This is a genomic window from Zobellella sp. An-6 (assembly GCF_052487945.1).
This window is the reverse complement of sequence record NZ_CP199259.1, coordinates 2297384-2321015: the sequence shown is the minus strand read 5'-3', so window position 1 is coordinate 2321015 and position 23632 is coordinate 2297384. Positions and strand designations below refer to the sequence as shown.

31 protein-coding genes are annotated in these 23632 nt (G+C 61.5%); 30 read left to right on the top strand and 1 reads right to left on the bottom strand.

Annotation, left to right across the window (positions count from 1 at the left end):
• Nucleotides 1–50: 50 nt before the first annotated feature.
• From ACT7DK_RS10810 to ACT7DK_RS10720, 19 genes are all read left to right on the top strand, one after another.
• Entirely contained in the window at nucleotides 51–782 is a 732-nt protein-coding gene (locus ACT7DK_RS10810) for an SDR family oxidoreductase (RefSeq protein ID WP_445399009.1), read from the top strand.
• 41 nt (nucleotides 783–823) lie between these two features.
• Nucleotides 824–1129 (top strand): NIPSNAP family protein, encoded by a 306-nt coding sequence (locus ACT7DK_RS10805; protein WP_094039647.1) that lies wholly within the window; start codon nucleotides 824–826, stop codon nucleotides 1127–1129.
• 81 nt (nucleotides 1130–1210) lie between these two features.
• Nucleotides 1211–1717, top strand: coding sequence for a DUF3087 domain-containing protein (locus ACT7DK_RS10800; RefSeq protein WP_445399007.1), 507 nt, complete (start codon nucleotides 1211–1213; stop codon nucleotides 1715–1717).
• Between the two features lie 7 nt (nucleotides 1718–1724).
• Nucleotides 1725–1952: a DUF3565 domain-containing protein gene (locus tag ACT7DK_RS10795; protein WP_445399005.1), complete on the top strand. Its 228-nt coding sequence runs from the start codon at nucleotides 1725–1727 to the stop codon at nucleotides 1950–1952.
• Nucleotides 1953–2126: 174 nt separating this feature from the next.
• Nucleotides 2127–2885, top strand: a complete 759-nt coding sequence (locus tag ACT7DK_RS10790; protein ID WP_445399003.1) for a class I SAM-dependent methyltransferase — start codon at nucleotides 2127–2129, stop codon at nucleotides 2883–2885.
• Nucleotides 2886–3144: 259 nt separating this feature from the next.
• On the top strand, nucleotides 3145–4377 hold the full coding sequence (locus ACT7DK_RS10785) for an RNA-guided endonuclease InsQ/TnpB family protein (RefSeq protein ID WP_445399001.1): 1233 nt from the start codon (nucleotides 3145–3147) through the stop codon (nucleotides 4375–4377).
• Nucleotides 4378–4413: 36 nt separating this feature from the next.
• Complete coding sequence (locus ACT7DK_RS10780) at nucleotides 4414–4839, top strand: VOC family protein (protein WP_445398999.1); 426 nt, start codon at nucleotides 4414–4416, stop codon at nucleotides 4837–4839.
• 575 nt (nucleotides 4840–5414) lie between these two features.
• On the top strand, nucleotides 5415–6224 hold the full coding sequence (locus tag ACT7DK_RS10775) for a TIR domain-containing protein (RefSeq protein ID WP_445398997.1): 810 nt from the start codon (nucleotides 5415–5417) through the stop codon (nucleotides 6222–6224).
• Nucleotides 6225–6314: 90 nt separating this feature from the next.
• Entirely contained in the window at nucleotides 6315–6596 is a 282-nt protein-coding gene (locus ACT7DK_RS10770) for a transposase (protein ID WP_445398995.1), read from the top strand.
• A complete protein-coding gene (locus ACT7DK_RS10765; RefSeq protein WP_445398993.1) occupies nucleotides 6581–6802 on the top strand; it encodes an integrase core domain-containing protein in 222 nt (73 codons plus the stop codon). Before ACT7DK_RS10770 ends, ACT7DK_RS10765 begins: the two co-directional genes overlap by 16 nt.
• Before the next feature lie 111 nt (nucleotides 6803–6913).
• Nucleotides 6914–8005 carry a hypothetical protein gene (locus tag ACT7DK_RS10760; RefSeq protein ID WP_445398991.1) on the top strand — a complete coding sequence of 364 codons (1092 nt, stop codon included), beginning with the start codon at nucleotides 6914–6916 and terminating at the stop codon, nucleotides 8003–8005.
• Nucleotides 8006–8763: 758 nt separating this feature from the next.
• On the top strand, nucleotides 8764–9240 hold the full coding sequence (locus tag ACT7DK_RS10755) for a hypothetical protein (protein ID WP_445398989.1): 477 nt from the start codon (nucleotides 8764–8766) through the stop codon (nucleotides 9238–9240).
• A 142-nt stretch (nucleotides 9241–9382) separates the two neighbouring features.
• Nucleotides 9383–9790, top strand: a complete 408-nt coding sequence (locus ACT7DK_RS10750) for a VOC family protein (RefSeq protein ID WP_445398987.1) — start codon at nucleotides 9383–9385, stop codon at nucleotides 9788–9790.
• A gap of 97 nt (nucleotides 9791–9887) precedes the next feature.
• Nucleotides 9888–10208, top strand: coding sequence for a DUF1330 domain-containing protein (locus ACT7DK_RS10745; protein WP_445398985.1), 321 nt, complete (start codon nucleotides 9888–9890; stop codon nucleotides 10206–10208).
• A gap of 54 nt (nucleotides 10209–10262) precedes the next feature.
• A complete protein-coding gene (locus ACT7DK_RS10740; RefSeq protein WP_445398983.1) occupies nucleotides 10263–10931 on the top strand; it encodes a dihydrofolate reductase family protein in 669 nt (222 codons plus the stop codon).
• A 131-nt stretch (nucleotides 10932–11062) separates the two neighbouring features.
• A complete protein-coding gene (locus ACT7DK_RS10735) occupies nucleotides 11063–11350 on the top strand; it encodes a YciI family protein (RefSeq protein WP_445398981.1) in 288 nt (95 codons plus the stop codon).
• Nucleotides 11351–11368: 18 nt separating this feature from the next.
• Nucleotides 11369–11983: a DNA-3-methyladenine glycosylase I gene (locus tag ACT7DK_RS10730; RefSeq protein WP_445398979.1), complete on the top strand. Its 615-nt coding sequence runs from the start codon at nucleotides 11369–11371 to the stop codon at nucleotides 11981–11983.
• Nucleotides 11984–12037: 54 nt separating this feature from the next.
• Nucleotides 12038–12829: a class I SAM-dependent methyltransferase gene (locus ACT7DK_RS10725; RefSeq protein WP_445398977.1), complete on the top strand. Its 792-nt coding sequence runs from the start codon at nucleotides 12038–12040 to the stop codon at nucleotides 12827–12829.
• 116 nt (nucleotides 12830–12945) lie between these two features.
• The gene (locus ACT7DK_RS10720; RefSeq protein WP_445398975.1) at nucleotides 12946–13584 is read left to right on the top strand and encodes a class I SAM-dependent methyltransferase; all 639 of its coding nucleotides are present in this window, start codon (nucleotides 12946–12948) and stop codon (nucleotides 13582–13584) included.
• Here ACT7DK_RS10720 and ACT7DK_RS10715 read toward each other — a convergent pair.
• Nucleotides 13572–14063 carry a DUF2938 domain-containing protein gene (locus tag ACT7DK_RS10715; protein WP_445398973.1) on the bottom strand — a complete coding sequence of 164 codons (492 nt, stop codon included), beginning with the start codon at nucleotides 14061–14063 and terminating at the stop codon, nucleotides 13572–13574. The genes ACT7DK_RS10720 and ACT7DK_RS10715 overlap by 13 nt on opposite strands.
• Nucleotides 14064–14143: 80 nt before the next feature.
• On the opposite strand from ACT7DK_RS10715, the gene ACT7DK_RS10710 reads away from it, so the two are divergent.
• The 11 genes from ACT7DK_RS10710 (at nucleotide 14144) to ACT7DK_RS10660 (ending at nucleotide 23630) form a co-directional block, all read left to right on the top strand.
• A complete protein-coding gene (locus tag ACT7DK_RS10710) occupies nucleotides 14144–14590 on the top strand; it encodes a helix-turn-helix domain-containing protein (RefSeq protein WP_445398971.1) in 447 nt (148 codons plus the stop codon).
• A 39-nt stretch (nucleotides 14591–14629) separates the two neighbouring features.
• Nucleotides 14630–16531, top strand: coding sequence for a monovalent cation:proton antiporter-2 (CPA2) family protein (locus tag ACT7DK_RS10705; protein ID WP_445398969.1), 1902 nt, complete (start codon nucleotides 14630–14632; stop codon nucleotides 16529–16531).
• 42 nt (nucleotides 16532–16573) lie between these two features.
• Complete coding sequence (locus ACT7DK_RS10700) at nucleotides 16574–16969, top strand: DoxX family protein (RefSeq protein ID WP_445398967.1); 396 nt, start codon at nucleotides 16574–16576, stop codon at nucleotides 16967–16969.
• Nucleotides 16970–17222: 253 nt separating this feature from the next.
• On the top strand, nucleotides 17223–17717 hold the full coding sequence (locus ACT7DK_RS10695) for a GNAT family N-acetyltransferase (RefSeq protein WP_445398965.1): 495 nt from the start codon (nucleotides 17223–17225) through the stop codon (nucleotides 17715–17717).
• Nucleotides 17718–17829: 112 nt separating this feature from the next.
• On the top strand, nucleotides 17830–19032 hold the full coding sequence (locus tag ACT7DK_RS10690) for a cation:proton antiporter (protein ID WP_445398963.1): 1203 nt from the start codon (nucleotides 17830–17832) through the stop codon (nucleotides 19030–19032).
• 70 nt (nucleotides 19033–19102) lie between these two features.
• Complete coding sequence (locus ACT7DK_RS10685) at nucleotides 19103–19477, top strand: VOC family protein (protein WP_445398961.1); 375 nt, start codon at nucleotides 19103–19105, stop codon at nucleotides 19475–19477.
• 76 nt (nucleotides 19478–19553) lie between these two features.
• Nucleotides 19554–20066, top strand: a complete 513-nt coding sequence (locus ACT7DK_RS10680) for a GNAT family N-acetyltransferase (RefSeq protein ID WP_445398959.1) — start codon at nucleotides 19554–19556, stop codon at nucleotides 20064–20066.
• 27 nt (nucleotides 20067–20093) lie between these two features.
• Nucleotides 20094–20681 (top strand): O-methyltransferase, encoded by a 588-nt coding sequence (locus ACT7DK_RS10675; RefSeq protein WP_445398957.1) that lies wholly within the window; start codon nucleotides 20094–20096, stop codon nucleotides 20679–20681.
• 70 nt (nucleotides 20682–20751) lie between these two features.
• A complete protein-coding gene (locus ACT7DK_RS10670) occupies nucleotides 20752–21738 on the top strand; it encodes a magnesium transporter (protein WP_445398955.1) in 987 nt (328 codons plus the stop codon).
• A gap of 71 nt (nucleotides 21739–21809) precedes the next feature.
• Nucleotides 21810–22799 carry a hypothetical protein gene (locus ACT7DK_RS10665; protein WP_445398953.1) on the top strand — a complete coding sequence of 330 codons (990 nt, stop codon included), beginning with the start codon at nucleotides 21810–21812 and terminating at the stop codon, nucleotides 22797–22799.
• 18 nt (nucleotides 22800–22817) lie between these two features.
• Nucleotides 22818–23630 carry a mechanosensitive ion channel family protein gene (locus ACT7DK_RS10660; protein WP_445398951.1) on the top strand — a complete coding sequence of 271 codons (813 nt, stop codon included), beginning with the start codon at nucleotides 22818–22820 and terminating at the stop codon, nucleotides 23628–23630.
• The last annotated feature ends 2 nt before the right edge of the window (nucleotides 23631–23632 follow it).

Genomic DNA, 23632 nt, shown 5'->3' with positions numbered 1-23632 from the left:
ACGCTCAGGGCCCTGTTTAACGGCCCCCGGCGCAAATATTGAGGAGACATATGAACAAGGTCGTGATCGTTACCGGCGGCAGCCGGGGCATAGGGGCCGCCACGTCCCGGCTGCTGGCCGAGCAGGGCTACGGGGTGTGCGTCAATTATCGCAGCCGGTCGGCCGAGGCCGAGGCGCTGGTGGCCGACATCACCGCCGGGGGCGGGCGCGCCTTTGCCCACGCCGCCGACGTGTCGCAGGAAGGCGAGGTCCCTGGCCTGTTCAACGCCGCCGAGCAGGTGCTGGGCCCCGTTACCCACCTAGTGAACAATGCCGGCATGCTCGCCCCCCAGGCGCGGCTGGCGGAGATGGAGCTGGCGCGTTTTGCCCGAGTGCTGAACGTGAACGTGATCGGCTGCTTTCTGTGCTGCCGCGAGGCGGCCCGGCGCATGGAAGGGGGCGGTGCCATCGTCAATGTGTCGTCGGTGGCGGCGCGCACCGGCTCGCCCAACGAATATGTCGACTATGCGGCCGCCAAGGGCGCGATAGACACCCTTACCCGGGGGCTGTCGCTGGAGCTGGCCGCCGCCGGCATCCGGGTTAACGGGGTGCGCCCGGGCTTTATCCACACCGAGATGCATGCGGACGGCGGCGAGCCGGGCCGGGTCGAGCGGCTCAGCCCGCAGATCCCGCTGCAGCGTGGCGGCCGGCCGGAAGAAGTGGCCGCCGCCATCGCCTGGCTGCTGTCCGATGCCGCCTCCTACGTGACCGGCTCCTTTATCGACATTGCCGGCGGCCGCTGAGGCCCGTTTTACCCCAACCGTTAATATCCCAAGGAGACACCATGGTTACCTGTTACCTGCGCTACATCATCGATCCCTACAAGCTGGAGGAATTCGAATACTACGGCCGGATGTGGATCCCCCTGGTCGAGAAGTTCGGCGGCCGGCATCACGGCTACTTTATGCCGTCGGAAGGGGCCAACAACGTCGCCCTGGCGCTGTTCACCTTTCCCAGCCTGGCGCTGTACGAAGAATACCGGGTCGCCTCGTTGGAGGATCCCGCCTGCCAGGCGGCGTTCAAATACGCGGAAGACACCCGCTGCATCCTCAGCTACGAGCGCAGCTTCTTCCGGCCGCTGTTCGAGTAAAGGACTGAAGGCGCCCCGGTTTGGGCCGGGGCGCTTTCGTGCTTATAATGCGGCCATTTTCACCCATTTTTTCAGGCTGTTATGAAACTCACCCCGATAGACAAAACCCGTTACCGCCGCCACCTCAACCTGGTGTTTGTGGGCTGCGCCCTGGTGCTGGCGGCCCTGAGCCTGGCCATTTCCCAGCTGCTGATCCGCGTTTTTCCCAGCCCCGACGGCGGCCACTTCCACTGGAACCTGCTGGGCGTGGTGGCCGGCGCCCTCATCCTGGGGGGCGGCCTGAGCCGGCTGCGCCGTCATCCCTTCCTGGCCGAGGTGGTCTATGTGTGGGAGCTGAAACAGCAGCTCAACAAGATCAGCCGCAAGCAGCGCCACATTGAAGCCGCCGCCCGCCAGGGCGACCGCAACGCCATGCTGGCGCTGCAGTTCTGCTATGCCGGCTCGCGCCAGCTGTGGCAGCTGGACGACAACACCATTGTGATGGACGAGCTGGCGGCCAAGCAGGCCGAGCTCGACCTGCTGGCCGGGCGGCACGGCCTGGTGCTGAACGCGGACGACTACGATCCGCGCCTGCTCGAGCGGTTTTAACGCCGGCATGGAGCAGGCCATTGTGGGCTATCATCGGGATGAAGAAGGGCACTGGGTGGCCGAACTGCGCTGCGGCCATTTTCAGCACGTGCGCCACCAGCCGCCCTTTATCAACCGGCCCTGGGTGACCACCGCCGCCGGGCGGCAGGCCATGCTGGGGATGATGCTGAACTGCAAAAAATGCGACCGGGGCGAGCCTGCGGACCGGCCTGACCCGGACCCCGGGCCAGGGTAGCCGCTGGGCCATGACCAAACAGGAACACTCCATGAATATCCCTACTTCATTGTATAGCCCTCGCCTGTACCTGCCGCCGATATGCCACTCTGTCAGCGGGGAAATGGGTGGGGGCCAGGCGGCAGAGTTCTTGGTGGACAAGAAAGGGCATTTCCTCGTGGGGAGGAAACCGGCATGAAGCAAGACAATCGTTATGGCTCCCTCGCCGCCTGGGTATACGATCTCGACAAGCCCATCGGACACAGCTTCGGCGATATCGCCTTTTACCACGACCGCCTGCGCGACTGCCGAGGGCCCATCCTGGAACCGGCGGTGGGCAATGGCCGTGTTTTTATTCCCCTACTGGAGCAGGGGCTGGCAATGGTGGGGTTTGATGCCTCGGAAGACATGCTGGCCCGATGCCGGGCCCATTGTCGCCAGCGAGGCTTGTCCGCGGCGCTCAGTCGACAGCGCTTTCAGGATTTTTACTACGCCGAGCCATTCGCGGCCATCATGGTGCCGGCCGGCTCTTTTCAGTTGCTCGACTTCGAACAGGCCAGGATAACCCTGCAGCGTTTTTATCAGCACTTGCATCCGGGCGGCGTGCTGTTGCTGGATCTGGATGCCATGGGCGAACTCATCCAGGATGTGAGTGGCCTGCGTAGCTGGCCCGCAGGAGAGGATGAACTGCTGACACTGACCGCCTCGCCGCCGGAGCTGGACTACCTGGCCCAGCAAAGCCGCACCCTGCTGCGCTACGAGCACTGGGTGGCGGGGCGTTTGGTGTTGAGCGAGTTGGAGCGGTTTTCCCTGCGGTGGTGGGGGATCCAGGAACTGAGCCTGCTGCTTGAACAACTGGGCTTTGTCGATGTTCGGGTTTATGGTGATTACCGGGCCGAGCCGCCCCGGCCGGGTTGTCGGCTGATCACCCTGGAAGCCCGGCGCCCGGCCTGATAACGTGCAGCAGCCGGTTACAGGTGGCGCAACGAACATCAAGCGGCACGGCACCGGCCGCCGGACCCGCAAGGAGAGCAGCCATGGCAACCCTCAAGCACAAGATAGTGCCCCACCTGTGGTTCGACCACGAGGCGCAGGTGGCGGCCGAGTTTTACCAAGTTCGCGCGAAAAGCTCCCTCATTCATGGGGGGAGATGGATAGCGTGGACAGCGCAGCCGTCCTATAATTCCGATACTGTATAAATGAACAGGTCTGGATGATGCAACGCCTGCAAGCCTTCAAATACGAATTGATGCCGACTGGCGAGCAGCAGCGCGTGATGCGCCGCTTCGCCGGCTCGTGCCGCTTCGTGTTCAACCAGGCGCTGGCATTGCAAAAAGCGCGTTATGAGCAAGGCGAGAAAAAACTCGGCTATGCCGGCCTGTGCAAATACCTGACCCACTGGAGAAGCCAGCCTGAAACCCTCTGGCTGGCCGACGCCCCTTCTCAGGCCTTGCAGCAATCGCTCAAGGATCTGGAACGGGCGTACAGGAACTTCTTCGACCAACGGGCCGCATTCCCTCGCTTCAAGAAACGCGGCCGGCACGACAGCTTCCGTTTTCCCCAGGGCTGCAAACTGGATCAGGCTAACCGCCGCCTCTTCCTTCCCAAGCTGGGTTGGCTGCGCTACCGCCACAGCCGGGAGGTGCTGGGCCGGGTGAAAAACGTCACCGTCAGCCAGACATGCGGGAACCGGGGCGCCGGCCGGTGGTTCGTGAGTATCCAGACCGAGCGGGAAGTGGCACAGTCCATTCCACAAGGCGGCGCGGTCGGTATCGACCTGGGCGTGGCGCGTTTCGCCACGCTGTCGGATGGCACCTTCCACGCCCCGCTCAACAGCTTCAAGCGGCATGAGGACAGGTTGCGCAAGGCGCAGCAGGCCATGAGCCGCAAAACCACATTCAGCAGCAACTGGAAGAAGGCGAAAGCCCGCGTCCAGCGTATCCATTCCCGCATCGGCAATGCCCGCCGCGACTACCTGCACAAGGCCACGACCACGATCAGCCAAAACCACGCGATGGTGTGTATCGAGGACTTGCAGGTGCGGAATATGTCCAGGTCGGCGACAGGCACAACCGAGAAACCGGGCAAGCAGGTTCGGGCCAAATCCGGCCTGAACCAATCCATCCTCGATCAAGGCTGGTTCGAGTTCCGCCGCCAACTGGATTACAAGCTGGCGTGGAACGGCGGCTATCTCATTGCGGTGCCGCCACAAAACACCAGCCGCACCTGTCCGTGCTGCGGCCATGTGTCGGCGGACAACCGCCGGACCCAGGCCCAGTTCAGGTGTGTGGCTTGTGGCTTCGAGGAAAACGCTGACGTGGTTGGCGCGATCAACGTACTAAGGGCGGGACACGCCCGGTTAGCCTGTGAAGTGAGCGGTGCGGTAATGCCGCCAGCAGCAGGAACCCACCGAAGCGACTCAGGAGTGGCTCGATGCCGTCCCTGAGCGCCGTAGGAATCCCCCACCTTCAGGCGGGGGAGGATGTCAAACCGCCATCTTCGACGACGCCCGCATCACCAGCCGGGTGACCATCTCCGACACCCCTCGGGCAGGGTGGAGGTGGTGAGCTTCGAACTGCTGGGGCAGCCCTTTATGGCCATTAGCGCCGGCCCGCTGTTCCGCTTTAACGAAGCCATCTCCTTTATGGTGAAGTGCGACAGCCAGCAGGAGGTAGATGACTACTGGCAGCGGCTGTGCGCCGATGGCGGCCAGGCGGTGGAATGCGGCTGGCTCAAGGACAGGTTTGGGCTGTCGTGGCAGATAGTGCCCGCCATCATGGATGAACTGCTGCAAAACGGCAGCGCGGAGCAGGTGGCGCGCCTGACCCAGGCGATGCTCGGCATGAAAAAGCTCGATATCGCCACCCTCGAACGCGCCTGGCTGGGGCAGGAGCCGGCCGACGGCTGATCCGCCGGGACGGCGTTAACCCGCAACCGTGGCCGGATAAGGCCGCCACAATAAAAGCGCCGCCGGCAGGGCGGCGGATCTGTCACCGTTGCGCTTCCTGTTTAAATAATCGCCACTCGGCGCGTTTTGCATCCCCATTTCACCTTTTTGCAATTGCCAGCCTCCGCCACCCCGTCCAGAATAGTCGCATATGGAAACCGTGCTGGCAGGAGATGATGGCCTGTAACATCAGGGCGGTAGCGTACCTGCCAGCAATTCCGTGCCGGCCGTAGGGTCCATTTCAATGGACCAAAGAGGTCGGTGCATCGGATCTCTCGGTTGGCAGTAGGAGTAGAGATATGATTTTTTATTATTCAATAAGCTACGAACAACTTTCAAAAACATCCGTGCCCGAAGTAGGCGGTTATCGAGAATGCGTGTTCTACACTTTCAAGAAAAACGTGATTTTGGGAAAGTTTTAGTAAAATTAGAGTGTTATCATCGCTTTTTGATCTGTGTGAATGCAGGTTATCAAGCCAGGTCAATATACAATTGTTAGGCCGGACGGGCACATAGACTGAGCAAAGGAATTAAATTTGAGTATCGAATTTTTAGAGAGTGATTTCGATAAGGTCAGCTATCTTGTGAACCTTTTGACTTCGAGGGCTACTGGGTTGGCGGCTGACTCACGAGAGTTTGAAATCTTGCGCCATCAATTGCTAAGCAATCCCGCCGTTTCTCCTTACCTTCCTCAATGGTTAAAGCAACACAGAAACCTAGACACTTTTTGGGGATTCATAAAACAGAAGTTCGGGACATATGCTGAGCGAAGAACATATCTATCGGAGGAGTTTACCCCGGTTCTTGATATGCTTGAGTTTGGCCAACTAGCACAGCCGACCTCACAAGTTGACTCTTTTCAGAATATGTTACCGAACCAGGCAAAGGTCGTGGCCAGAAATAAGCGGAAAGTTTTTATTGTTCATGGGCGAGATAATGAAGCTAAGCAAGAGGTCAGCCGGTTTATTGAAAAGCTGGGTCTCGAAGCAATTGTCTTGCATGAACAAGCAAGCGCCGGGATGACGATCATTGAAAAAATTGAACACTATTCCAACGACGCGGACTTTGCGCTCGTGCTTTACACCGCTTGTGATCTCGGGCGCGGCGCACATGAATCGAATATTAGGCCTATGAATAGAGCGCGACAAAACGTGGTATTTGAGCATGGCTACCTTATGGCAAAGCTAGGCAGAGAAAACGTATGCTCACTTGTGAAGGGTGATATTGAGACGCCGAATGATATAAGTGGTGTCGTATACGTTACCTTGGATCCATTCGGCGCATGGAAAACCGAAGTGGCAAAAGAATTAAAGGCATGCGGCTATGCAATCAATAGTCTCTTTTAGCAAATACCCAAGGCCTAACAAACGCAGGCACAGCAACGTGGACCTCACCCGCTTTAACGGACACACCTCGATAACGTAGAGAGGTGAGCCATGCCAGCTTACAAAACGGGAAAGCGAACCCAGCAGTACAGCAACGACTTCAAGATAAAAGCTGTCCTCTGGAGCCATGAAGAGCACCGGAGTGTGAAGGAAGTTGCCGAAGCACTGGACATCCATCCCTTCATGTTGTCTCGTTGGCGCAAAGAGTATCGAGAAGGAAAATTCGGCATGACAAAACACCGTAAGACCCCGGCGCCCGAAGGCAAGCTGCAAGAGCAGGATGAGCTGAAGCGTCTGAAACGGCGGATCATTATAGCATGCGTCACAGCATGAACCGGCCAGGTAAGTGTACCGATAATGCGGAAGTGGAGTCGTTCTTCAAGACGCTAAAGGCTGAGCTGATCCATGCCAGCTACTTCGGTTCACTCGAATCGTTGAGGAAACAGGTGGATTATTACATCCGGTATTTTTACAACAGGGTGCGGCTGCACAGTAGCCTCGATTATGTATCTCCGATACAGTACGAGAAAGCCGCTTAACAACAATGTGTGTCCGTTTTATCGGGTGAACATCACCCAAAAACGCTGGGGCGTTTTCGGGTCGGCTGAGCCCAAGCGTTAGTTGCCTAATTCACGTATATGGAGTAAGCGTTGGAACAAAATATAAATAAATATGGTTTAAAACGATACATCCCAGCTGATATACGCTCAAAGATCAGGAAGAACTCTGGTTTTGGCTGCGTAATTTGTGGATGTGTTCTTGTTGATTATGAACATATAGAGCCAGAGTTTCACAATGCTAAGGAACATGATCCGGATAAAATGACGCTCCTTTGTATTTCTTGTCATGGAAGGGTGACTAGAAAATTAATATCAAAGAATCAAGTGTGGGAGGCAAGATCTAATCCAAAGGCGTTACAAGATGGCGCCGTACACGACCTTCTTTTTACCGATACAGAAAACATGGAAATCAGAATTGGTAACTCAAGGTATAAAGATACGAAAGTTATTCTAACTATCCATGGAAAGCCAATTTTATGGTTTGAACCCCCAGTGGAGGAAAATGAACTATATAATTTATGTGCAATCTTTTGTGATGATAGTGGTAAACCAATTTCATATGTAAATCGAAACCAGTTCATCGCCTTTTCTAGTAATCAGGATGTGAAAAGTGAATCCACGATATTAACTATCCATTCAGGTGGTTTTAAGTGTTTAGAAATGGATAGAGAGGGTGGAGAAGTTATAAATATATCTAGAATGAAAGGAAGGTACTTAGACACGCAGGTAACAGTCAACGCTAAAGGAGAGCTATTAATGAAACAAGGTGAGTCTAAATTCACCTTGGGGGAAATTCAAGTCAATAACTGTGGCTCAGCTATAAGTATTGGCTCTCATCCTGCGGTAAGGAAGTACAATCGACTTTATTTAGCAATTTATTTAGCAAGCCAAAAGGCCGCAAGACAGATAAAAAATCTAAAAAGTAGTGCAGTTGGCTGGGAATTGGGTGGTGAGATTTTTAATAAAAAGTATGAGTTAGTCGGTTTTCTTCGTGGTAATGAAGTCTTCACTATAGCTAACGAATATATTGGTAATTTGGTTGGATCGTATGTTTCGATCAATGATAATTGCTATGAAACTGGTGAGCCTATTTACATATCACAGGAAAATGTTAGGTTTAAAAATAGCAATCCAAATATTGGATTTGACGTCAGTTTTAGATTGTTTGCTGACGGCATTTAACAAAGTCGTCAACGCGACTAAAAAACAGTTGACTAAAATTTTGTGAGATACGAACAAAGCCAACTGTTTTTTAGTCGCTTACAACGACGTTATATGCCAAGAAGAGTAAGTCGATGAAATTTAAAGTCATTGGAAGAGAAATCGTAGTGTCGTTTATATTGGGTGGTGTCCCTTGTTTAATAGCATTTAGACGGGGGGTGTAGCTGGAATTGAAAGTTATCTGATAGCAATCGATACATCTGATACAACGGTGTATTACTTTGCTATATTAGCTCTTGCTCATTCTCTAGTTTCACATCTTGGATTCTGGTCACCAAGGTCATATGAAAAAGTAAAAAGACTATTTCACACCGCGTATCCAATATTGAATGAAGTCGGTTCTGGCTTAGTTTGCCTTTATAGAGTGATTACGGGATCAATACTTGCTTGTGGAATTGTAGGAGTAACATACTTCCCTATTCTAGGAGAGTTAAAATACCCATTAATTTTCTTGGTGCTGGCTGCCCCATTTTTATGGATGTCTGTCGCAGTTAGCGAAAGTTATAATGATGCAGAAAATAAGCAAGTATAAGAATGTAACAAATAAGGATAAGTGTCGCGTGGACCTCACCCGCTTTAACGGACACACCTCGATAACGTAGAGAGGTGAGCCATGCCAGCCTACAAAACAGGAAAGCGAACCCAGCACTCTGGACCTTCGTTCCGTTGCCTCGCAGATCCGCTACGGCCGCACATTGCGGTGTTAACAGGAGGGTACTGTGCAAAAGAAGACTATCGGCCAGCAGCCGGTTCTATTTAAAAGCCAATACCTCACAATTCCAGAGGTTGCTGCTTATGCTGAAAAACATTGTGCCGGCATCCTGGCGGAGTCTGAAAGCCTGGGCATGGAGATTGCGGGACCATGGGTTTTCATTTCCTACAACCTGCCTGAAAATCCTTATGATCAATTTCAGATTGATTTTTGTTTGCCTGTCCGATGTGCAGACGATGTGCCGGAAAGTGACTGCCAGGTAAAGATCCTGAACCAATTCACATGCATAAGCAATGAGTACACAGGGGACTTGGCTAACCTGTTCAACGATGGGTATGGTCCGCTCCTTGACGAGGTTCGGCGTAACAAATATGCACTCTCTGGTGAAGTCAGAGAGGTTTATATCGATTGGCTGGGAGCAAGGTCGGAAGACAATCGTATTGAGATCCAGTTTGGGCTGCTTGGTGCCCAGGCTCTAGCCTGAGTGTTATCGCCTTGCCACTCACCATTCCATTAACCGGACACTGGATCTCACCCGCTTTAACGGGGACACCTCGATAACGATATGAGGCGAGCCAGCCCAGCTCCTTGGGCCGATCATATTTGATGCAGTGAGTGGAGGAGCCATGCCGAAGAAGGCAACCGCGATGGAAAGCATTACCGTCACAAGACTGCTTCCCAATATCTGCACGGATAAAATGGAGGAGACCCGGGATTTTTACATGGCGCTGCTCGGCTTCGTGGTCGGGTTCGAGCATGAAGGGTGGTACATCCAGCTGGCATCGCCAACCCATCCTCAGCTTCAAGTCGGCATTATGCGTCGTGATCACGAGTTCACACCCAAGGCCTTTCGGCATCCGGCGCAGGGCGTCATCCTCTCCGTACAGGTCGAAGACGTCGATGCGGCGTACTCCGCGGTGCGGCAGCGCGGTTTCCGTATCGCGCAGGAACTGCGTGATGAAAGCTTTGGCATGAGGCGTTTTATGGTTGCCGACCCGAATGGGCTGCTCGTCAACCTGTTTTCGTTCCCATAAAGCCGCCCAACCCAACATTCAACTAAACTCGCCACAGTGCGCCCTTTAACGCAGGCGCCGGACTACACCGCCACCCCTATACCCCCTGGAGCCAGAGATGACCGCATATGCTGTTGCCGTGATACGCGAAACCCGGTTTGGCCCGGAGATAAAGGAGTACCTGCAGCGCATAGACGCGACGCTGGCGCCCTTCTCCGGCAAGTACCTCGTTCACGGCGGGCCCTGTGTGCCACTGGAGGGAGCCTGGTCCGGCGATCTGGTCGTCATCGAATTTCCCTCAATGGAGCAAGCCAGGGGCTGGTACGAGTCCGATGCCTATGAGGCGATTCGCCCGCTTCGCACCCGGCATACCCGGGGCGAGGTGCTGTTGGTCCAGGGCGTGCCGGAAGGCCATAAAGGGGCCGATATCCTCGGCTAACCACAGGGCGGCGCCCGGCCGGGCCCGCCTCTTGAACACGGCAGGAGTGTTGCCATGAGAAGGCTTGTCGCCTCTACCTTTGTGTCGCTGGACGGCATCATGCAGGCCCCAGGCGGGCCGGAGGAGGATCCGACCGGCGGCTTTGCCCTCGGCGGCTGGATGTTCAACTACTGGGATGAGGCCATGGATCTCTCGGCGGCGGGGTTCACCGGCCAGGATCGGGAGCTGGTGCTCGGCCGCAAAACCTACGAGATCTTCGAGGCCTACTGGCCGTACCAGCCCGGCGAGGATCCGGTGGCGAACACGCTCAATGCCGCCAAAAAGCATGTCGCGTCGCGCACACTAACGGCGCTCCACTGGCACAATTCGGCTCTGCTCCGTGGCGATGTCGTCGCGGCCATCCAGGCGCTCAAGGCCCGGCCTGGCCCCAGCCTGCAGGTCATCGGCAGCGGCAATCTGCTGCACACGCTGCAGGCCGCCGCCCTGATAGACGAATACCATGTCTGGACCTTTCCGCTGCTGCTCGGGCGGGGCAAGCGCCTCTTCGGCGAGGCGCTCAGGCCCTGCGCGCTGCGGCTGGTCCGCTCCCGGGTGTCGGCCAGCGGCGTGGTGATGAGCACCTATGTGCCCGCTGGCGAAATCCGGCCCGGCACGTTCGCCGCTGCCGAGCCGAGCGACAAGGAGCTGGCGCGGCGCGGCAGGATGGCGAAGGGGCTCTGGTGATGTGCCCAAAGCGAGTCATGGGGCCAGGTCTTGCCTTTTGCTGCCGGCTCTCGTTAGAGAGGAAAAAGGCCAGGCCTGATCCCTTTCTTCTTTCTTCACTCCTCACTCTTTCTTCACAGGAGGTGCTTTAAATGTTTATTGTGAATTTACGCTTTTCTGAGAATAAGGCCCAGGCCAGTGCATTTATGGAAGGCCACAATCAATGGATTAAAAAGGGCTTTGACGACGGCGTTTTTCTAATGGCTGGCAGCCTCCGGCCGGGATTGGGTGGCGCTATCATGGCTCATGGGGTATCGCGGGAGGATCTTGAAGACCGTGTCAGCAAAGATCCGTTTGTCGCTGAGAATATTGTTACCCCCGAGATACTTGAAATTGAGCCTAAAAAAGCCGATGAGCGGCTGGATTTTCTTCTGGACTGACATAGGGAGGAGTTGGCGATGAATGCGACCATTGAAGGCCCCGACGGCAGAGCACGCTGTGGCTGGTGCTCGGCGGCCCCGGAGTTTTTTGAATACCATGATACCGAGTGGGGTTATCCCGTCGATAATGATGTCCGGTTATTCGAGAAGCTGTGCCTGGAAAGTTTTCAGTCCGGATTGAACTGGCGTACAATTCTGGCCAAGCGCGATAACTTTCGTGCCGCATTTTTAAATTTCGACTTCAACGAAGTCGCCGGGTTCAGTGATGCAGACACGGAGAGGTTACTGCTCAACGAAGGTATCGTCCGGCATCGGGGAAAAATTGAAGCTGTCATCAACAACGCCCAGAGGGCGTGTGAACTCGTCCAGCAAGAAGGCTCGCTCGCCGCTTTTTTCTGGCGCTTCGAGCCCGGCCGATCCGACTTGCCTGAGCCGCAGACGGTTTCTACCTCAACGGAGTCTGTCGCGCTGGCAAAGGAGTTGAAAAAAAGAGGATGGAAGTTTGTCGGCCCCACCACCGTGTATGCATTCATGCAAGCGATGGGGCTGGTAAATGATCATTCCGATGCCTGTGTATTTAGAGAAAAAGTCGAGCAGTCGCGCAAGCGATTCAAGCGGCCCGTAAGCAGATAGCACCCTCACGGACGGCCCGTACCAGGCGTCGTTCCCGCCGCCGGTGAGTGAAGCATGGGTGCGTTGCAGAAGGAGACACCAGTGGATGCGTTCCAGTTACTGATAGACCTCCATAAAGGCGCCTGGCGGCAAGGCCCGGGGGGCGATGCCGAAACCGAAAAAGCGGTCGACCTTGCCTGCATGGATCGCAATGCGCCGCTGAAAGTGGCGGATATAGGTTGTGGCACGGGAGCATCGACGCTGACGCTGGCGCGGTTATTGAATGCCAACATTACGGCCGTTGATTTGCTCCCGGACTTCCTCGATGTTCTGGCCGCGAGAGCACGGCGCGAAGGCGTTGCTGAAAGCATCACTCCGCTTTGTGCGTCAATGGACCAACTGCCCTTTGCAGAGGAGGAGTTTGATGTTATCTGGTCCGAGGGCGCGATCTACAACATCGGCTTTAAACAAGGCATCGCAGATTGGCAGCGTTATCTGAAACCTGGGGGGCTGCTGGTCGTCTCGGAGATGAGCTGGATCACCCAGGCTCGCCCTTCAGAAATCCAGCGTTACTGGGAAAACGAATATCCCGAAATTGACCTGGTCTCTTCAAAGATAAGAGCGCTGGAGGAATGTGGCTATTCGCCAATAGGCTACTTTGTGCTGCCAGAACATTGCTGGTTGAAAAACTATTACGACCCCCTGCGGGCCAGCTTTCAGGGCTTTCTGAGCCGCAACGGCAATAGCCAAGACGCTCGCGCGATCGTCGAGGCCGAAAGAAAAGAAATCGAGCTTTATGAAAAGTACAAGGCTTATTACGGCTACGGTGTCTATATCGCAAGAAAGTCAGGTACGGAAAAGTCATAGCCAAGTGGGTGGACAAAGCTGTGCCCCGGCTTGCACCGGGGCAGGGGCATGGGGTTAACCAACGTCGACAGGATCAATAAATATGAACAGAAATGCACGGGTTAAGGGGGTGACCATTGAAGGACGCAAAAACATTTTGGGATAAAAGCGCGCCCCGTTACGCCAAGAGCCGGATCCGGGACGAGCAGGCCTATCAAAGGAAGCTGGCGATCACCCAGGGGTATTTCCGGCCGGACTGGTCGGTGCTGGAGTTCGGCTGCGGCACCGGCGGCACCGCCATTATCCATGCGCCCCACGTCGGGCATATCCTCGCGACCGATATTTCGGACACCATGCTGGACATCGCCGGGCAGAGGGCGAGGGAGGCCGGGGTGGACAATATCAGCTTTCAACAGGGCACCCTGGAAAGCCTCGAACTGGCCGCGGCAAGCTTCGACGCCGTCCTGGGGCTCAACGTGTTGCACCTGCTCGACGATCTGGACGCGGCCCTGGCCAGGGTGCACCGGTTGTTGAAACCGGGCGGCATTTTCGTTTCCAGCACCGCGCTGGTCGGTGACATCGCTGTCTTCTGGCGGTTATTGATCCCCCTGATGCAGCGCCTGGGCCTGGCCCCCTACGTAAACCGCCTGGGCCGGCAGCAGCTGGTGGCCGGGCTGACCAAGGCCGGCTTTCGCATCGAGCACCAGTGGCAGCCGGGCAAGGGATCGGTGTTTATCGTTGCCAGCAAGGGCACGGTAGGGCTTCACACCGGGTAAAACAGCCGCATGGCCCAGGCCGCGGCGTACAGGCCGAGCCCGAAGATCGCGTGGGTGATCAGGCTCTGCAGGCGGGCGGCGCCGGGGCGCGGCATGCGGGAGGCGGCAACGCCCAGCCCCATGCAGGGTTGCATCAGCAGGAACGGGGCCGCCAGGGTGCCGATGCCCACGATAAGCGCGGGGCCCAGGGTGGGCTGCTGCACCCAGGCCGGCCCCCAGATACCGGTCAGCACCGCCGCAAAGCCGATGCCGGTGAGGTAGTGAACCGCCCAGCCCAGCGGCTGTTCGCCCGGCACCGGCGCCGCTTGCGCGATGGCGTCGTGGCGAAAGCGGCCCCGCGCCATATGGGCGACCCAGCGCCCCACCAGCCCGTAGTTGGCGGGCGGCACACCGAACAGCGGCCGGCGCAGCAGCCCCCACAAGTCCATGACCATGGTGGCGCCAATGCCGATGCACAGGGTGAAGATAAGATGAGTCATAAGAGTCTCCAAGTGTTTGTCTGCGGGTGATACCGGTGGTAGCGTACAACTTGAAGTCGACTTGAGGTCAAGGGGGGCCGATGGACATTTCCGAGGTGGCGCGGCGCGCCGGCGTTCCGGCGTCCACGCTGCGCTTCTACGAGCAAAAGGGGCTGATTGTTTCCTCCGGCAGGCGGGGCTTGCGCCGCCAGTTCGCGCCCGGGGTGCTGGAGCAGCTGGCCCTGATCGCGCTGGGGCGCTCGGTGGGGTTTTCGCTGGACGAGATAGCCCTGATGTTCGGTGCCGACGGCCAGCCCCGGATCGACCGGCAGTTGCTGGCGAACAAGGCGGAGGAGCTGGACCAGGCCATCCGCCGGTTAACCGCCATGCGCGACGGGCTGCGCCACGCGGCCGCCTGCCCGGCGCCGAGCCATATGGAATGCCCCAGCTTCCGCCGCCTGCTGGGGCTGGCCGCCGGCAGGCCCGGGAGCGGCCGGGGCCGGAAAACCCCCGCCCGCAAAGGGCGCCCGGCGCCGAAACGGCCCTGAGCGGCCGCGCCCGGTTCACAACAAGAAGGAACAACAGCCATGACCCTGTATTTTATCCAGGCCTTTATCTACCTGCTGGCGGCGGTGGTGGCGGTGCCGCTGGCCAAGCGCTTCGGGCTCGGCTCGGTGCTCGGCTACCTGGTGGCCGGCGTGGTCATCGGCCCGGTCACCGGGCTGGTGGGCCAGGAGGCCGCCATCATCCAGCATTTCGCCGAATTCGGCGTGGTGATGATGCTGTTCCTGGTGGGCATGGAGCTGGATCCCAAATCCCTGTGGGCCATGCGGCTCCAGTTGCTGGGGCTGGGCGGGCTGCAGGTGGTGCTGACTTCCGCCGCCGGCATGGCCATCGCCGGGTGGCTGGGGCTGCCGTGGCAAACCGCGCTGGCGGTGGGGCTGATCTTTTCCCTGTCGTCCACCGCCATCGTCCTGCAAACGCTCAACGAGAAGGGGCTGACCAAAACCCGGGGCGGCCGCGGTGCCTTTTCGGTGCTGCTGTTCCAGGACATCGCGGTCATTCCCATGCTGGCCCTGATCCCCCTGCTGGCGCTGTCCGGGGCGGGCGCGACCGGGCCGGAGGCGGGGCATCACGGCGGCCTCAGCCTGGTGGCCGACCTGCCCGACTGGGCCCACGCGCTGGTGGTGGTGGGCGCGGTGGCGGCGGTGATCGTCGGGGGCCACTACCTGAGCCGGCCGCTGTTTCGTTACGTGGTGCGTTCCGGCATGCGGGAGGTGTTTACCGCCACCGCCCTGATGCTGGTGATCGGCATCGCCGCGCTGATGAGCGTGGTGAACCTGTCGCCCGCCCTCGGCGCCTTCCTGGCGGGGGTGGTGCTGGCCAACAGCGAGTTCCGCCATGAGCTGGAGGCCAACATCGAGCCGTTCAAGGGCCTGTTGCTGGGGCTGTTTTTCATCACGGTGGGGGCCGGCATCAACTTCGAGGTGCTGGCGGCCCAGGGCGGCAAGGTGCTGGCCCTGGGGCTGGCGGTCATGGCGGTGAAGGCGGCGGTGCTGCTGGGGCTGGCGCTGCTGTTCGGCCTGCGGGGGCGGGACGGCTGGCTGTTCGTGCTGGGCCTGGCCCAGGCCGGCGAGTTCGGTTTTGTGCTGCTCACCTACAGCATGCAGAGCCGGGTCATGCCGGCGGAGCTGGCCCAGTTGCTGTCGCTGGTGGTGGCGCTGTCCATGTTCCTCACGCCGCTGCTGTTCATCGCCTACGATCGGCTGATCCTGCCGCGATACCGGGAGGACCGCAACGCCCCGCGGGAGGCGGACGCCATCGAGGAGCAGGCGCCGGTGATCGTGGCCGGCGTCGGGCGCTTCGGCCAGATCGTGTGCCGGCTGCTGCGGGCCAACAACATTCCCATCGTGGCGCTGGACCTGGCCCTGGATCAAATCGAGAACCTGCGCCGCATCCACATCAAGAGTTACTTCGGCGACGCCAGCCGCCTGGATCTGCTGGACACCGCCGGCATCGCCCAGGCCCGCCTGCTGGTGGTGGCCATCGACGACCGGGAGCGGGCGGTGGCCCTGGTGCACCACGTCAAGCGGCACTACCCGGGGCTCTGGGTGCTGGCGCGGGCCTTCGACCGGGGCCACGGCTACGAGCTGCGGCGGGCGGGGGCCGACGAGGTGGTGAGCGAAACCTACCACTCCGCCCTGGAGCTGGGCGGCCAGGCGCTGACCGCCTTCGGCGTGCACCCGCTGCGCGCCCGGCAGATGACCTGGGCCTTTGTCAACAACGAGAAGGCCCACGAAGACGAGCTGTTCGAGGCCTGGAAAGAGATAGAGCAGGGCATCCACTTCAGCCCCCGCTACGGCGAGCTGTTCATGAAGCTGGAAGAAACCCTCAGCCGGGTAATGCAGCAAGACTGGCAGCCCCCCAGCCGGGACGAGGTGCCGCCGTGGCGGCCGCCGGAAAGCGGCGTTGCGCCCGGCGGCGACTGACCTACATTCAATACCGATAACAACACAACAAGGAGAATAAAAATGGAAAAATTCCTTAATGCGTGGCGTCCCCGGGTGCTGAGCGTGGTGCGCATGGTGTCCGCCTTCCTGTTCATGCAACACGGCGGGCAAAAACTGTTCGGCTTTCCCGCCGCACCGCGGGGCGAGTTCGAGCTGTTCTCGCTCTCCGGCGCGGCCGGGGTGCTCGAGCTGTTCGGCGGCGCCCTGCTGCTGGTGGGCCTGTTCACCCGGCCGGTGGCCTTCGTGCTCTCGGGGCTGATGGCCTTCGCCTACTTTATCGCCCACGCCCCGCGGGATTTCTGGCCGTTGAACAACGGCGGCGAACTGGCCATCATGTTCTGCTTCACCTTCTTCTATTTTGTGTTCGCCGGTGGTGGCTGCTGGAGCCTGGACTGCCTGCGCTCTGGCCGGCGCTGAGCCGGATTTTGCCACGGCGGCGCCCGCGGGCGCCGCCGTTTGCCGGCAAGGTCCATCGTTATTATTTTCGCCGGCCTTGTTCCTGCCTGCATCCTTGGTGTTAGCGGTCATCTCCGCGCAGGCGGAGATCCACGACAGTGTGCACTGGACTCCCGCCTTCGCGGGAGTGACAAGAGGGCGCGCGGGAGTGACAAGGGGCCGAGCGGGAGTGACAATACATCCGTTTATTACTCACATTGCGACAAACCGAGCCATGAACATCAGAGCAGCAACCCAAGACGACTTCGAGCAGATCTGGCCCATCTTCCGCGACATCGCCGCCGCCGGCGACACCTACGCCTACCCGCGGGATATTAACCGCGAGCAGGCCCGCCAGCTGTGGCTGGACCTGCCGCGTAAGACCTTCGTGGCCGAGGAGGGGGGCCGCATCCTCGGCACCTACTACATCAAGACCAACCAGGCCGGCCCCGGCAGCCACGTGTGCAACTGCGGCTACATGGTGTCGCCGGCGGCGCGCGGGCGGGGCCTGGCCAGTGCCATGTGCGACCATTCCCAGCAGGTGGCGCTGGCGCTCGGCTACCGGGCCATGCAGTTCAACTTTGTGGCCTCGACCAACGAGGGCGCGGTGCGGCTGTGGACCAGACTCGGCTTCGCCACCGTGGGCCGGCTGCCCAAGGCCTTCCATCACCCCCGCCTGGGCGATGTGGACGCCCTGGTGATGTACAAATGGCTGGCGGATAAGGCCTGAGGAGCGGTTGTGCTGTGCGCCGCCGCCCTGCTGCTGGGCTGGGTGCGGCTTTATCCGGCCTCGGCCTGATCCATTGGCTACACTGGGAGCGTGATCCTGACGGGAGAATGCCGTGTCGCCGCTGCTTGCCGATTCCCTGGTTGCCTTTTCCGCCCACGGCGCCGCGCTGAACATGGTGCTGCTGGGGGGGATACTGTCGTTGAGCATTGCCGCCGATGTGTTGGCGGCGCGCACCGCGCTGCCCCGGGTGTCGTTGCTGGTGCTGCTTGGCGTGCTGATCGCCGTGGTGCAGCAGCTGTGGCTGCCCCGGCCCGCCGCCCTGCTGGATGAGCTGGCCCGGCCGCTGATCGAGCTGGCGCTGGTGATGGTGGCCTTTCTGCTCGGCAGCGAGCTGACCCTGGCGCGGCTGCGCCGTACCGGCTGGCTGATCACCGTAATTTCACTGGCGGTGGTGCTGTGCAGCGTGGTGGTGGTCGGGGCGGGATTGTGGTTGCTGGGGGTGCCGCTGGCGGTGGCCATCGCCCTGGCGGCCATTTCGGTGGCAACGGATCCGGCGGCGGTGCGCGACACCGTGCGCGGCAGCAACGACACCCGGCTGGCGGCGCGGGTGCTGCTCGGCATTGTCGCCATCGACGACGGCTGGGGCATACTGGTGTTCGGCCTGGCCATGGCGCTGCTCGGCTGGCTGCTGGCGGGCGATGGCAACCTGGCCCTGTGGCGGGCGCTGTGGGAGCTGGGCGGGGCCCTGTTGCTGGGCGGACTCATCGGTTTTCCCGCCGCCTGGCTCACCGGCCGGCTGGCACCGGGCGAGCCGACCCAGGTGGAGGCGGTGGCCCTTATCCTGCTGCTGGCCGGCTGTTCGGCCTGGCTCGGGGTGTCGCCCCTGCTGGCGGCCATGACCGCCGGCACCCTCATTGCCAACTTCTCGCCGCACCATACCCGTTCGTTCCGCGCCATCGAGCATATCGAGTGGCCCTTTCTGGTGTTCTTTTTCGTGCTGTCGGGGATGATCATCGATCTCCGCCAGCTGGACGACGCCCTGGGCCTGGCGCTGGCCTATGTGCTGCTGCGCCTGTTCGGCCGCTGGCTGGGGGGCTGGATCGGCATTCGACTGGCGTCGCCGGCCCGCCGGGCGCGGCTGCCGCCCCATATCGGCCTGGCACTGACGCCCCAGGCGGGCATGGCCATCGGCATGGCGCTGCTGGCGGCGGAGCAGTTCCCCGAATACGGCGCCCGCCTGCTGCCGGTGGTGGTCTGCTCCACCATAGTGTTTGAATTGCTCGGCCCCCTGCTGGTGAAGCAGGTATTGCGCTGAAAGCGGAACAGGGGCGGCGTCGCGACAACCATTATACTTAAGGTGTCCACTCAACCATCTGGAGGCCACCATGGCCACTTCTTCATTGGGATTGCGGCAGGTCAAGGTGATCGCCCTGGCCGTGTCCGACAAGGCGAGGGCCGAGCGTTTCTACGGCGAAGTGCTCGGGCTGGCACCGGCCACCGAGGGCGGCGAGGCGGTGGGCTTCCAGCTGGGGGAGGTGACCCTGCTGCTCAAGGACGACTGGTACGGCCGGCCCACGGCCGAGCCCAACCCGCGCCTCACCCTGGCCTGCGATCACGCCCCCGACACCGAGGCCCGGCTGCGGGAACGGGGCGTGACCATCGCCGATCCGGTGGCGCTGTACGACGATCTCTTCCATATCGGCAGCTTCCTCGACAGCGAGGGCAACAAGCTGTGGTTCTGCTCGCCGCGCACATCCTGAGCGCAGGCCGGACAACCCTTTCGTATTGCGGCCGGCAGCTTGACTGCCGGCCTTTCTCTTCGCTCGCGGAGCCGACATGAGCAGCCATTACCGTATCGAACCGGCCCAGCCCGCCCACCTGCCCCTGCTGCCGGACATAGAGCGGGCGGCGGCGGCGTTGTTCCCGGCGTCGGTGCTCCCGCCCGCCCTCAGGCAGGGGGTGGTGTCGCCGCTCCGGCTGGAGCGGGCCCAGGCGGAGCGGCGGCTGTGGGTGGCGCTGTCGCCCCGGGGGGAGCCGGTGGGCTTTGCCCTGGCGGAGCCGGGAGCGGAGGCGGCCTTTCTGGTGGAGCTGGACGTGCTCCCGGATCACCAGCGCCGCGGCCTGGGGCGGCGGCTGATAGCGGCGGCCATCGATTGGGCCCGGGCCGGGGGGTACCGCAGCCTGACCCTGACCACCTTCGAGCACGTGCCCTGGAACGCCCCCTTCTACGCCCGGCTGGGCTTTCGCTTCCTGGCGGACACCGAGCTGGACGAACGGCTGGCCCGACAGCTGGCCGGCGAGCGCAGCCTGGGGCTCAAGGGCCGGGTGGCCATGGCCCTGGCGCTGTAGACTTCAACCACAACACGGAAACAGCACATGACCCCACTCGAACAACTGAAGCGGGAGCTGGAACGCTTCGGCGCGGAACACGACGCCGTGACCGCCGAGCGCGGCGCGCGCATGCTCAACATCACCCGGGATACCGGCGAATTGCTCGCCGTGCTGGTGCAGGCCACGGCGGCCCGCCGCATCCTGGAGGTGGGCACGTCCAACGGCTATTCCACCCTCTGGCTGGCCGAGGCCGCCCGCCGCACCGGCGGCCGGGTGCTGACCCTGGAATACGCCGCCCACAAGCACCGGCTGGCGCAGGCCAACTTCGCCGCCGCCGGCCTCGAGGCGCTGATAGAGGCGCGTTGTGCCGACGCCGGCCAGGTGCTGCCCGAGCTGGCGCCGGCCGGCCAGGATCTGATCTTCCTCGACTCGGACCGCGCCCGGTACCTGGACTGGTGGCCCTGGCTGAAGCGGGCCCTGCGTCCGGGCGGCCTGCTGGTGGTGGACAACGCCATCTCCCACCAGGCGCAACTGGCCGACTTCAGCCGCACGCTGGCGGCGGATCCGGACTTCAGCTCCTGCCTGGTGCCGGTGGGCAAGGGCGAACTGCTGGCAACCCGGGCGCCGGCCTGAGGCGACGGCGGATGTTGGGGCTATGCTGAAATGAGTCCCATTGTATCCGCGCGTTGCCCGAGGAGGCCCCATGCCGCGAGATCTCCCATCACTCGGGGAGCCGGTCGTCTTTGAAACGGCGGCGGAGCACGTTTGCACCGAGGTGCCGGTGTTCGCCCCCGACTGCCGCGCCGCCGAGGCCCGGCAGGGGCTGACCGAGCGTCGTTACGAATGCGCCAGCCACGTGGTGGTGTGCCGGGACGGCCGGCTCTGCGGCATGGTGCGCATCGAGGATCTGCTGCCCGCTCCCGATCATGTCACCCTGGCAACGCTGATGGAACAGGATCCGCCCGTGGTGGCACCGGGGGTGGATCAGGAGGTGGTGGCCTGGCGGGCGGTGCGCCATGCGGAGTCGGCCCTCGGCATGGTGGACGGGGAAGGGCGCTTCGTGGGCCTGATCCCGCCCTACCGGATGCTGGCGGTGCTGCTGGCCGAGCACGAGGAGGATCTCACCCGGCTGGGCGGCTTTACCAAGAGCACCGAGGCGGCGCGCTCCTCCAGCGAGGAGCCGGTGCCGCGCCGCTTCCGCCACCGGCTGCCCTGGCTGCTGGTGGGCCTGCTCGGCGCCCTGATCGCCGCCGATCTGGTCGGCTGGTTCGAATCCCAGCTGCAGCGCACCCTGATGCTGGCCTTCTTCATCCCCGGCCTGGTCTACCTGGCGGACGCGGTGGGTACCCAAACCGAAACCGTGGTGGTGCGCGGCCTCTCGGTGGGCGTGGCCATGCGCACCATGGTCAGGCGGGAGCTGCTGGCGGGCCTGGCCATCGGCCTGGTGCTGGCGCTGGTGGCCGGCCCCCTGGTGTGGCTGCGCTGGAGCGACCCGACGGTGGCCCTGTGCGTGGGCCTGGCGGTGCTGGCCGCCTGCTCCACCGCCACCATCACCGCCATGGGGCTGCCCTGGCTGCTGTATCGCGCCGGGCTGGACCCGGCCTTCGGCAGCGGCCCCCTGGCCACCGTGATCCAGGACTTGTCGACTATCCTTATCTACTTCGCCATCACCGCGGCAGTGCTCGGCTAGTCCTGTTTTTTCATATGCCGCACCGGCCGGCGTTGCCGGCAGATCTGATGCGCAGGGAGGCAGCGTATTCGATGACCGAGCACAACCACTGGCAATTGATCCCGGCGCAGGACTTCTGCTGTCCGTCGCCACCGGCGGTGACCCGGCTCCGCCAGGGCTGGCTGCGGCTGCTGCGTCTGCTCCGCCTGCGTGCCGCCGAGGCGGAGCCGGAGCAGGAGGAGGCCGATCTGCCCGACTACCAGGCCTACGATCGCCGCCCGGCGGTGGCCGCCCTGGACGAGCGGCTCGGCGCCTGGCGGCGGGAGGCCCGGGCCGGGGCCTGCTTCCTGCTGGATCCACCCTACAGCGGCACCGCCGCCATCGCCCGCGACTGGGCCGGCCTGCATGGCTGGCGCGCCCTGACCCCGCCGGATACCGCCACCCTGGAGCGGGCCGACGTGGAGCAATGGTGGCGCGACCAGCGCGGCAGCGGCCCCTGGCTTATCGACGATCTGGCCCGTTACCTGTTGCGCACGGCCGAGGGCATGGGCTTTGTGCGCGCCCTGCTGCCCCGGCTGCTGCAGGGCGAACTGGGGCAGGGGCTGGTGGTGTGCGACAGCTGGATGTTCGCCTTTGTCGGGCGGGCCTGGCCGCTGTGCCTGCCCCGGGTGTACTGCTTTGCGCCGGTGGCCCCCGGCCTGCTGCGCCAGCTCGGCGTACGGGCGTCGGACAAGGTGCTGTGCCGGTTGGCGGCGCGGGCCAGGGGCAACCCGGGGCTGGCCCTGGCGCTGTGGACGGTGGAGCGGCAGGCGCAGCAGGAGCTGCCAGAACTGCCGCCGGAGGCCGACGACGTCACCGCCTTCGTGCTCCATGCCCTGCTGTTGCACCGGGGGCTGGGGGTGGCGCTGCTGCAGCGGGTGCTGCCGGTGGTGTCGCCGGATCTGCTCAACGTGCAACTGCTGCGCCTGGAGCAGTGCGGCATAGTACTGCGGGAAGAGGAACGCTGGCGGGTGAGCATCCACGGCTACCTGGTGGTGCGGGATTTCCTCGCCGAGCGCGATTTCTGGCCGGACGGCTTTTGAAGACGGGAGGACGACGGCATGGACAGGGAACAACTGGCCGGGCTCTTTCAGCGCATCACCGGTGCTGCCCTGGTGGAGGCCCTGGCGGTGGCGGGGGCGGCGCTGCTGCTCATCTGGCTCAGCCAGCGGCTGTTGCCCTGGCTGGCGGCGCGGCTGCACAGCGAACGCCGGCTGTTCGTGCTGGCGCTGATGCCGACCATCCGCCTGCTGGTGCTGCTGGGCGCCCTGCTGTGGATAGTGCCGCTGTTCTTGGCGCCCACGCTGCAGAATATGGTGGCCATACTGGGGGCGGCGGGCCTGGCCATCGGCTTCGCCCTTAAGGACTATGTGAGCAGCCTGATCGCCGGCATAGTGGCGGCCTACGAGCACCCCTACCGGCCCGGCGACTGGATAGAGGTGGATGGCTGCTACGGCGAGGTGCGCCATATCGGCATGCGGGCGGTGGAGATCGTCACCCCCGACGACACCCTGGTGTACGTGCCGCACCAGAAGCTGTGGACCGGCCTTATCCACAACGCCAACAACGGCGGCGCCAGCCTGATGTGCGTGGCCCATTTCTACCTGGAGCCGGAGCACGACGCCCACCAGGTGCGCCGGGTACTGGAGCAGGTGGCCCTGTCCAGCCCCTATGTGAAGCTGGCCAAGCCGATCTCGGTGGTGCTGGCGGAGCGGCCCTGGGGCACCCACTATCGCATCAAGGCCTACCCCATGGATCCGCGCCAGCAGTTCCAGTTTGTTTCCGATCTCAGCGCCCGCGGCAAGGACAGCCTGCGCCGGTTGCCGGTGCGCTTTGCCCGGGTCCGGCCCGAACCGGACCAGAACCTAAGCTGACA

Excerpts from the sequence above, each read along its gene's own strand:
- ACT7DK_RS10695 (WP_445398965.1), top strand. The coding sequence starts at position 17,223 with ATGAACATCAGAGCAGCAACCCAAGACGACTTCGAGCAGATCTGGCCC.
- ACT7DK_RS10680 (WP_445398959.1), top strand. The coding sequence starts at position 19,554 with ATGAGCAGCCATTACCGTATCGAACCGGCCCAGCCCGCCCACCTGCCC.
- ACT7DK_RS10805 (WP_094039647.1), top strand. The coding sequence starts at position 824 with ATGGTTACCTGTTACCTGCGCTACATCATCGATCCCTACAAGCTGGAG.
- ACT7DK_RS10790 (WP_445399003.1), top strand. The coding sequence starts at position 2,127 with ATGAAGCAAGACAATCGTTATGGCTCCCTCGCCGCCTGGGTATACGAT.
- ACT7DK_RS10715 (WP_445398973.1), bottom strand. The coding sequence starts at position 14,063 with ATGACTCATCTTATCTTCACCCTGTGCATCGGCATTGGCGCCACCATG.
- ACT7DK_RS10735 (WP_445398981.1), top strand. The coding sequence starts at position 11,063 with ATGTTTATTGTGAATTTACGCTTTTCTGAGAATAAGGCCCAGGCCAGT.
- ACT7DK_RS10665 (WP_445398953.1), top strand. The coding sequence starts at position 21,810 with ATGACCGAGCACAACCACTGGCAATTGATCCCGGCGCAGGACTTCTGC.
- ACT7DK_RS10660 (WP_445398951.1), top strand. The coding sequence starts at position 22,818 with ATGGACAGGGAACAACTGGCCGGGCTCTTTCAGCGCATCACCGGTGCT.
- ACT7DK_RS10780 (WP_445398999.1), top strand. The coding sequence starts at position 4,414 with ATGTCAAACCGCCATCTTCGACGACGCCCGCATCACCAGCCGGGTGAC.
- ACT7DK_RS10670 (WP_445398955.1), top strand. The coding sequence starts at position 20,752 with ATGCCGCGAGATCTCCCATCACTCGGGGAGCCGGTCGTCTTTGAAACG.
- ACT7DK_RS10685 (WP_445398961.1), top strand. The coding sequence starts at position 19,103 with ATGGCCACTTCTTCATTGGGATTGCGGCAGGTCAAGGTGATCGCCCTG.
- ACT7DK_RS10700 (WP_445398967.1), top strand. The coding sequence starts at position 16,574 with ATGGAAAAATTCCTTAATGCGTGGCGTCCCCGGGTGCTGAGCGTGGTG.
- ACT7DK_RS10745 (WP_445398985.1), top strand. The coding sequence starts at position 9,888 with ATGACCGCATATGCTGTTGCCGTGATACGCGAAACCCGGTTTGGCCCG.
- ACT7DK_RS10770 (WP_445398995.1), top strand. The coding sequence starts at position 6,315 with ATGCCAGCTTACAAAACGGGAAAGCGAACCCAGCAGTACAGCAACGAC.
- ACT7DK_RS10730 (WP_445398979.1), top strand. The coding sequence starts at position 11,369 with ATGAATGCGACCATTGAAGGCCCCGACGGCAGAGCACGCTGTGGCTGG.
- ACT7DK_RS10765 (WP_445398993.1), top strand. The coding sequence starts at position 6,581 with ATGCGTCACAGCATGAACCGGCCAGGTAAGTGTACCGATAATGCGGAA.
- ACT7DK_RS10705 (WP_445398969.1), top strand. The coding sequence starts at position 14,630 with ATGACCCTGTATTTTATCCAGGCCTTTATCTACCTGCTGGCGGCGGTG.
- ACT7DK_RS10810 (WP_445399009.1), top strand. The coding sequence starts at position 51 with ATGAACAAGGTCGTGATCGTTACCGGCGGCAGCCGGGGCATAGGGGCC.
- ACT7DK_RS10725 (WP_445398977.1), top strand. The coding sequence starts at position 12,038 with ATGGGTGCGTTGCAGAAGGAGACACCAGTGGATGCGTTCCAGTTACTG.
- ACT7DK_RS10675 (WP_445398957.1), top strand. The coding sequence starts at position 20,094 with ATGACCCCACTCGAACAACTGAAGCGGGAGCTGGAACGCTTCGGCGCG.
- ACT7DK_RS10710 (WP_445398971.1), top strand. The coding sequence starts at position 14,144 with ATGGACATTTCCGAGGTGGCGCGGCGCGCCGGCGTTCCGGCGTCCACG.
- ACT7DK_RS10800 (WP_445399007.1), top strand. The coding sequence starts at position 1,211 with ATGAAACTCACCCCGATAGACAAAACCCGTTACCGCCGCCACCTCAAC.
- ACT7DK_RS10785 (WP_445399001.1), top strand. The coding sequence starts at position 3,145 with ATGATGCAACGCCTGCAAGCCTTCAAATACGAATTGATGCCGACTGGC.
- ACT7DK_RS10750 (WP_445398987.1), top strand. The coding sequence starts at position 9,383 with ATGCCGAAGAAGGCAACCGCGATGGAAAGCATTACCGTCACAAGACTG.
- ACT7DK_RS10740 (WP_445398983.1), top strand. The coding sequence starts at position 10,263 with ATGAGAAGGCTTGTCGCCTCTACCTTTGTGTCGCTGGACGGCATCATG.
- ACT7DK_RS10795 (WP_445399005.1), top strand. The coding sequence starts at position 1,725 with ATGGAGCAGGCCATTGTGGGCTATCATCGGGATGAAGAAGGGCACTGG.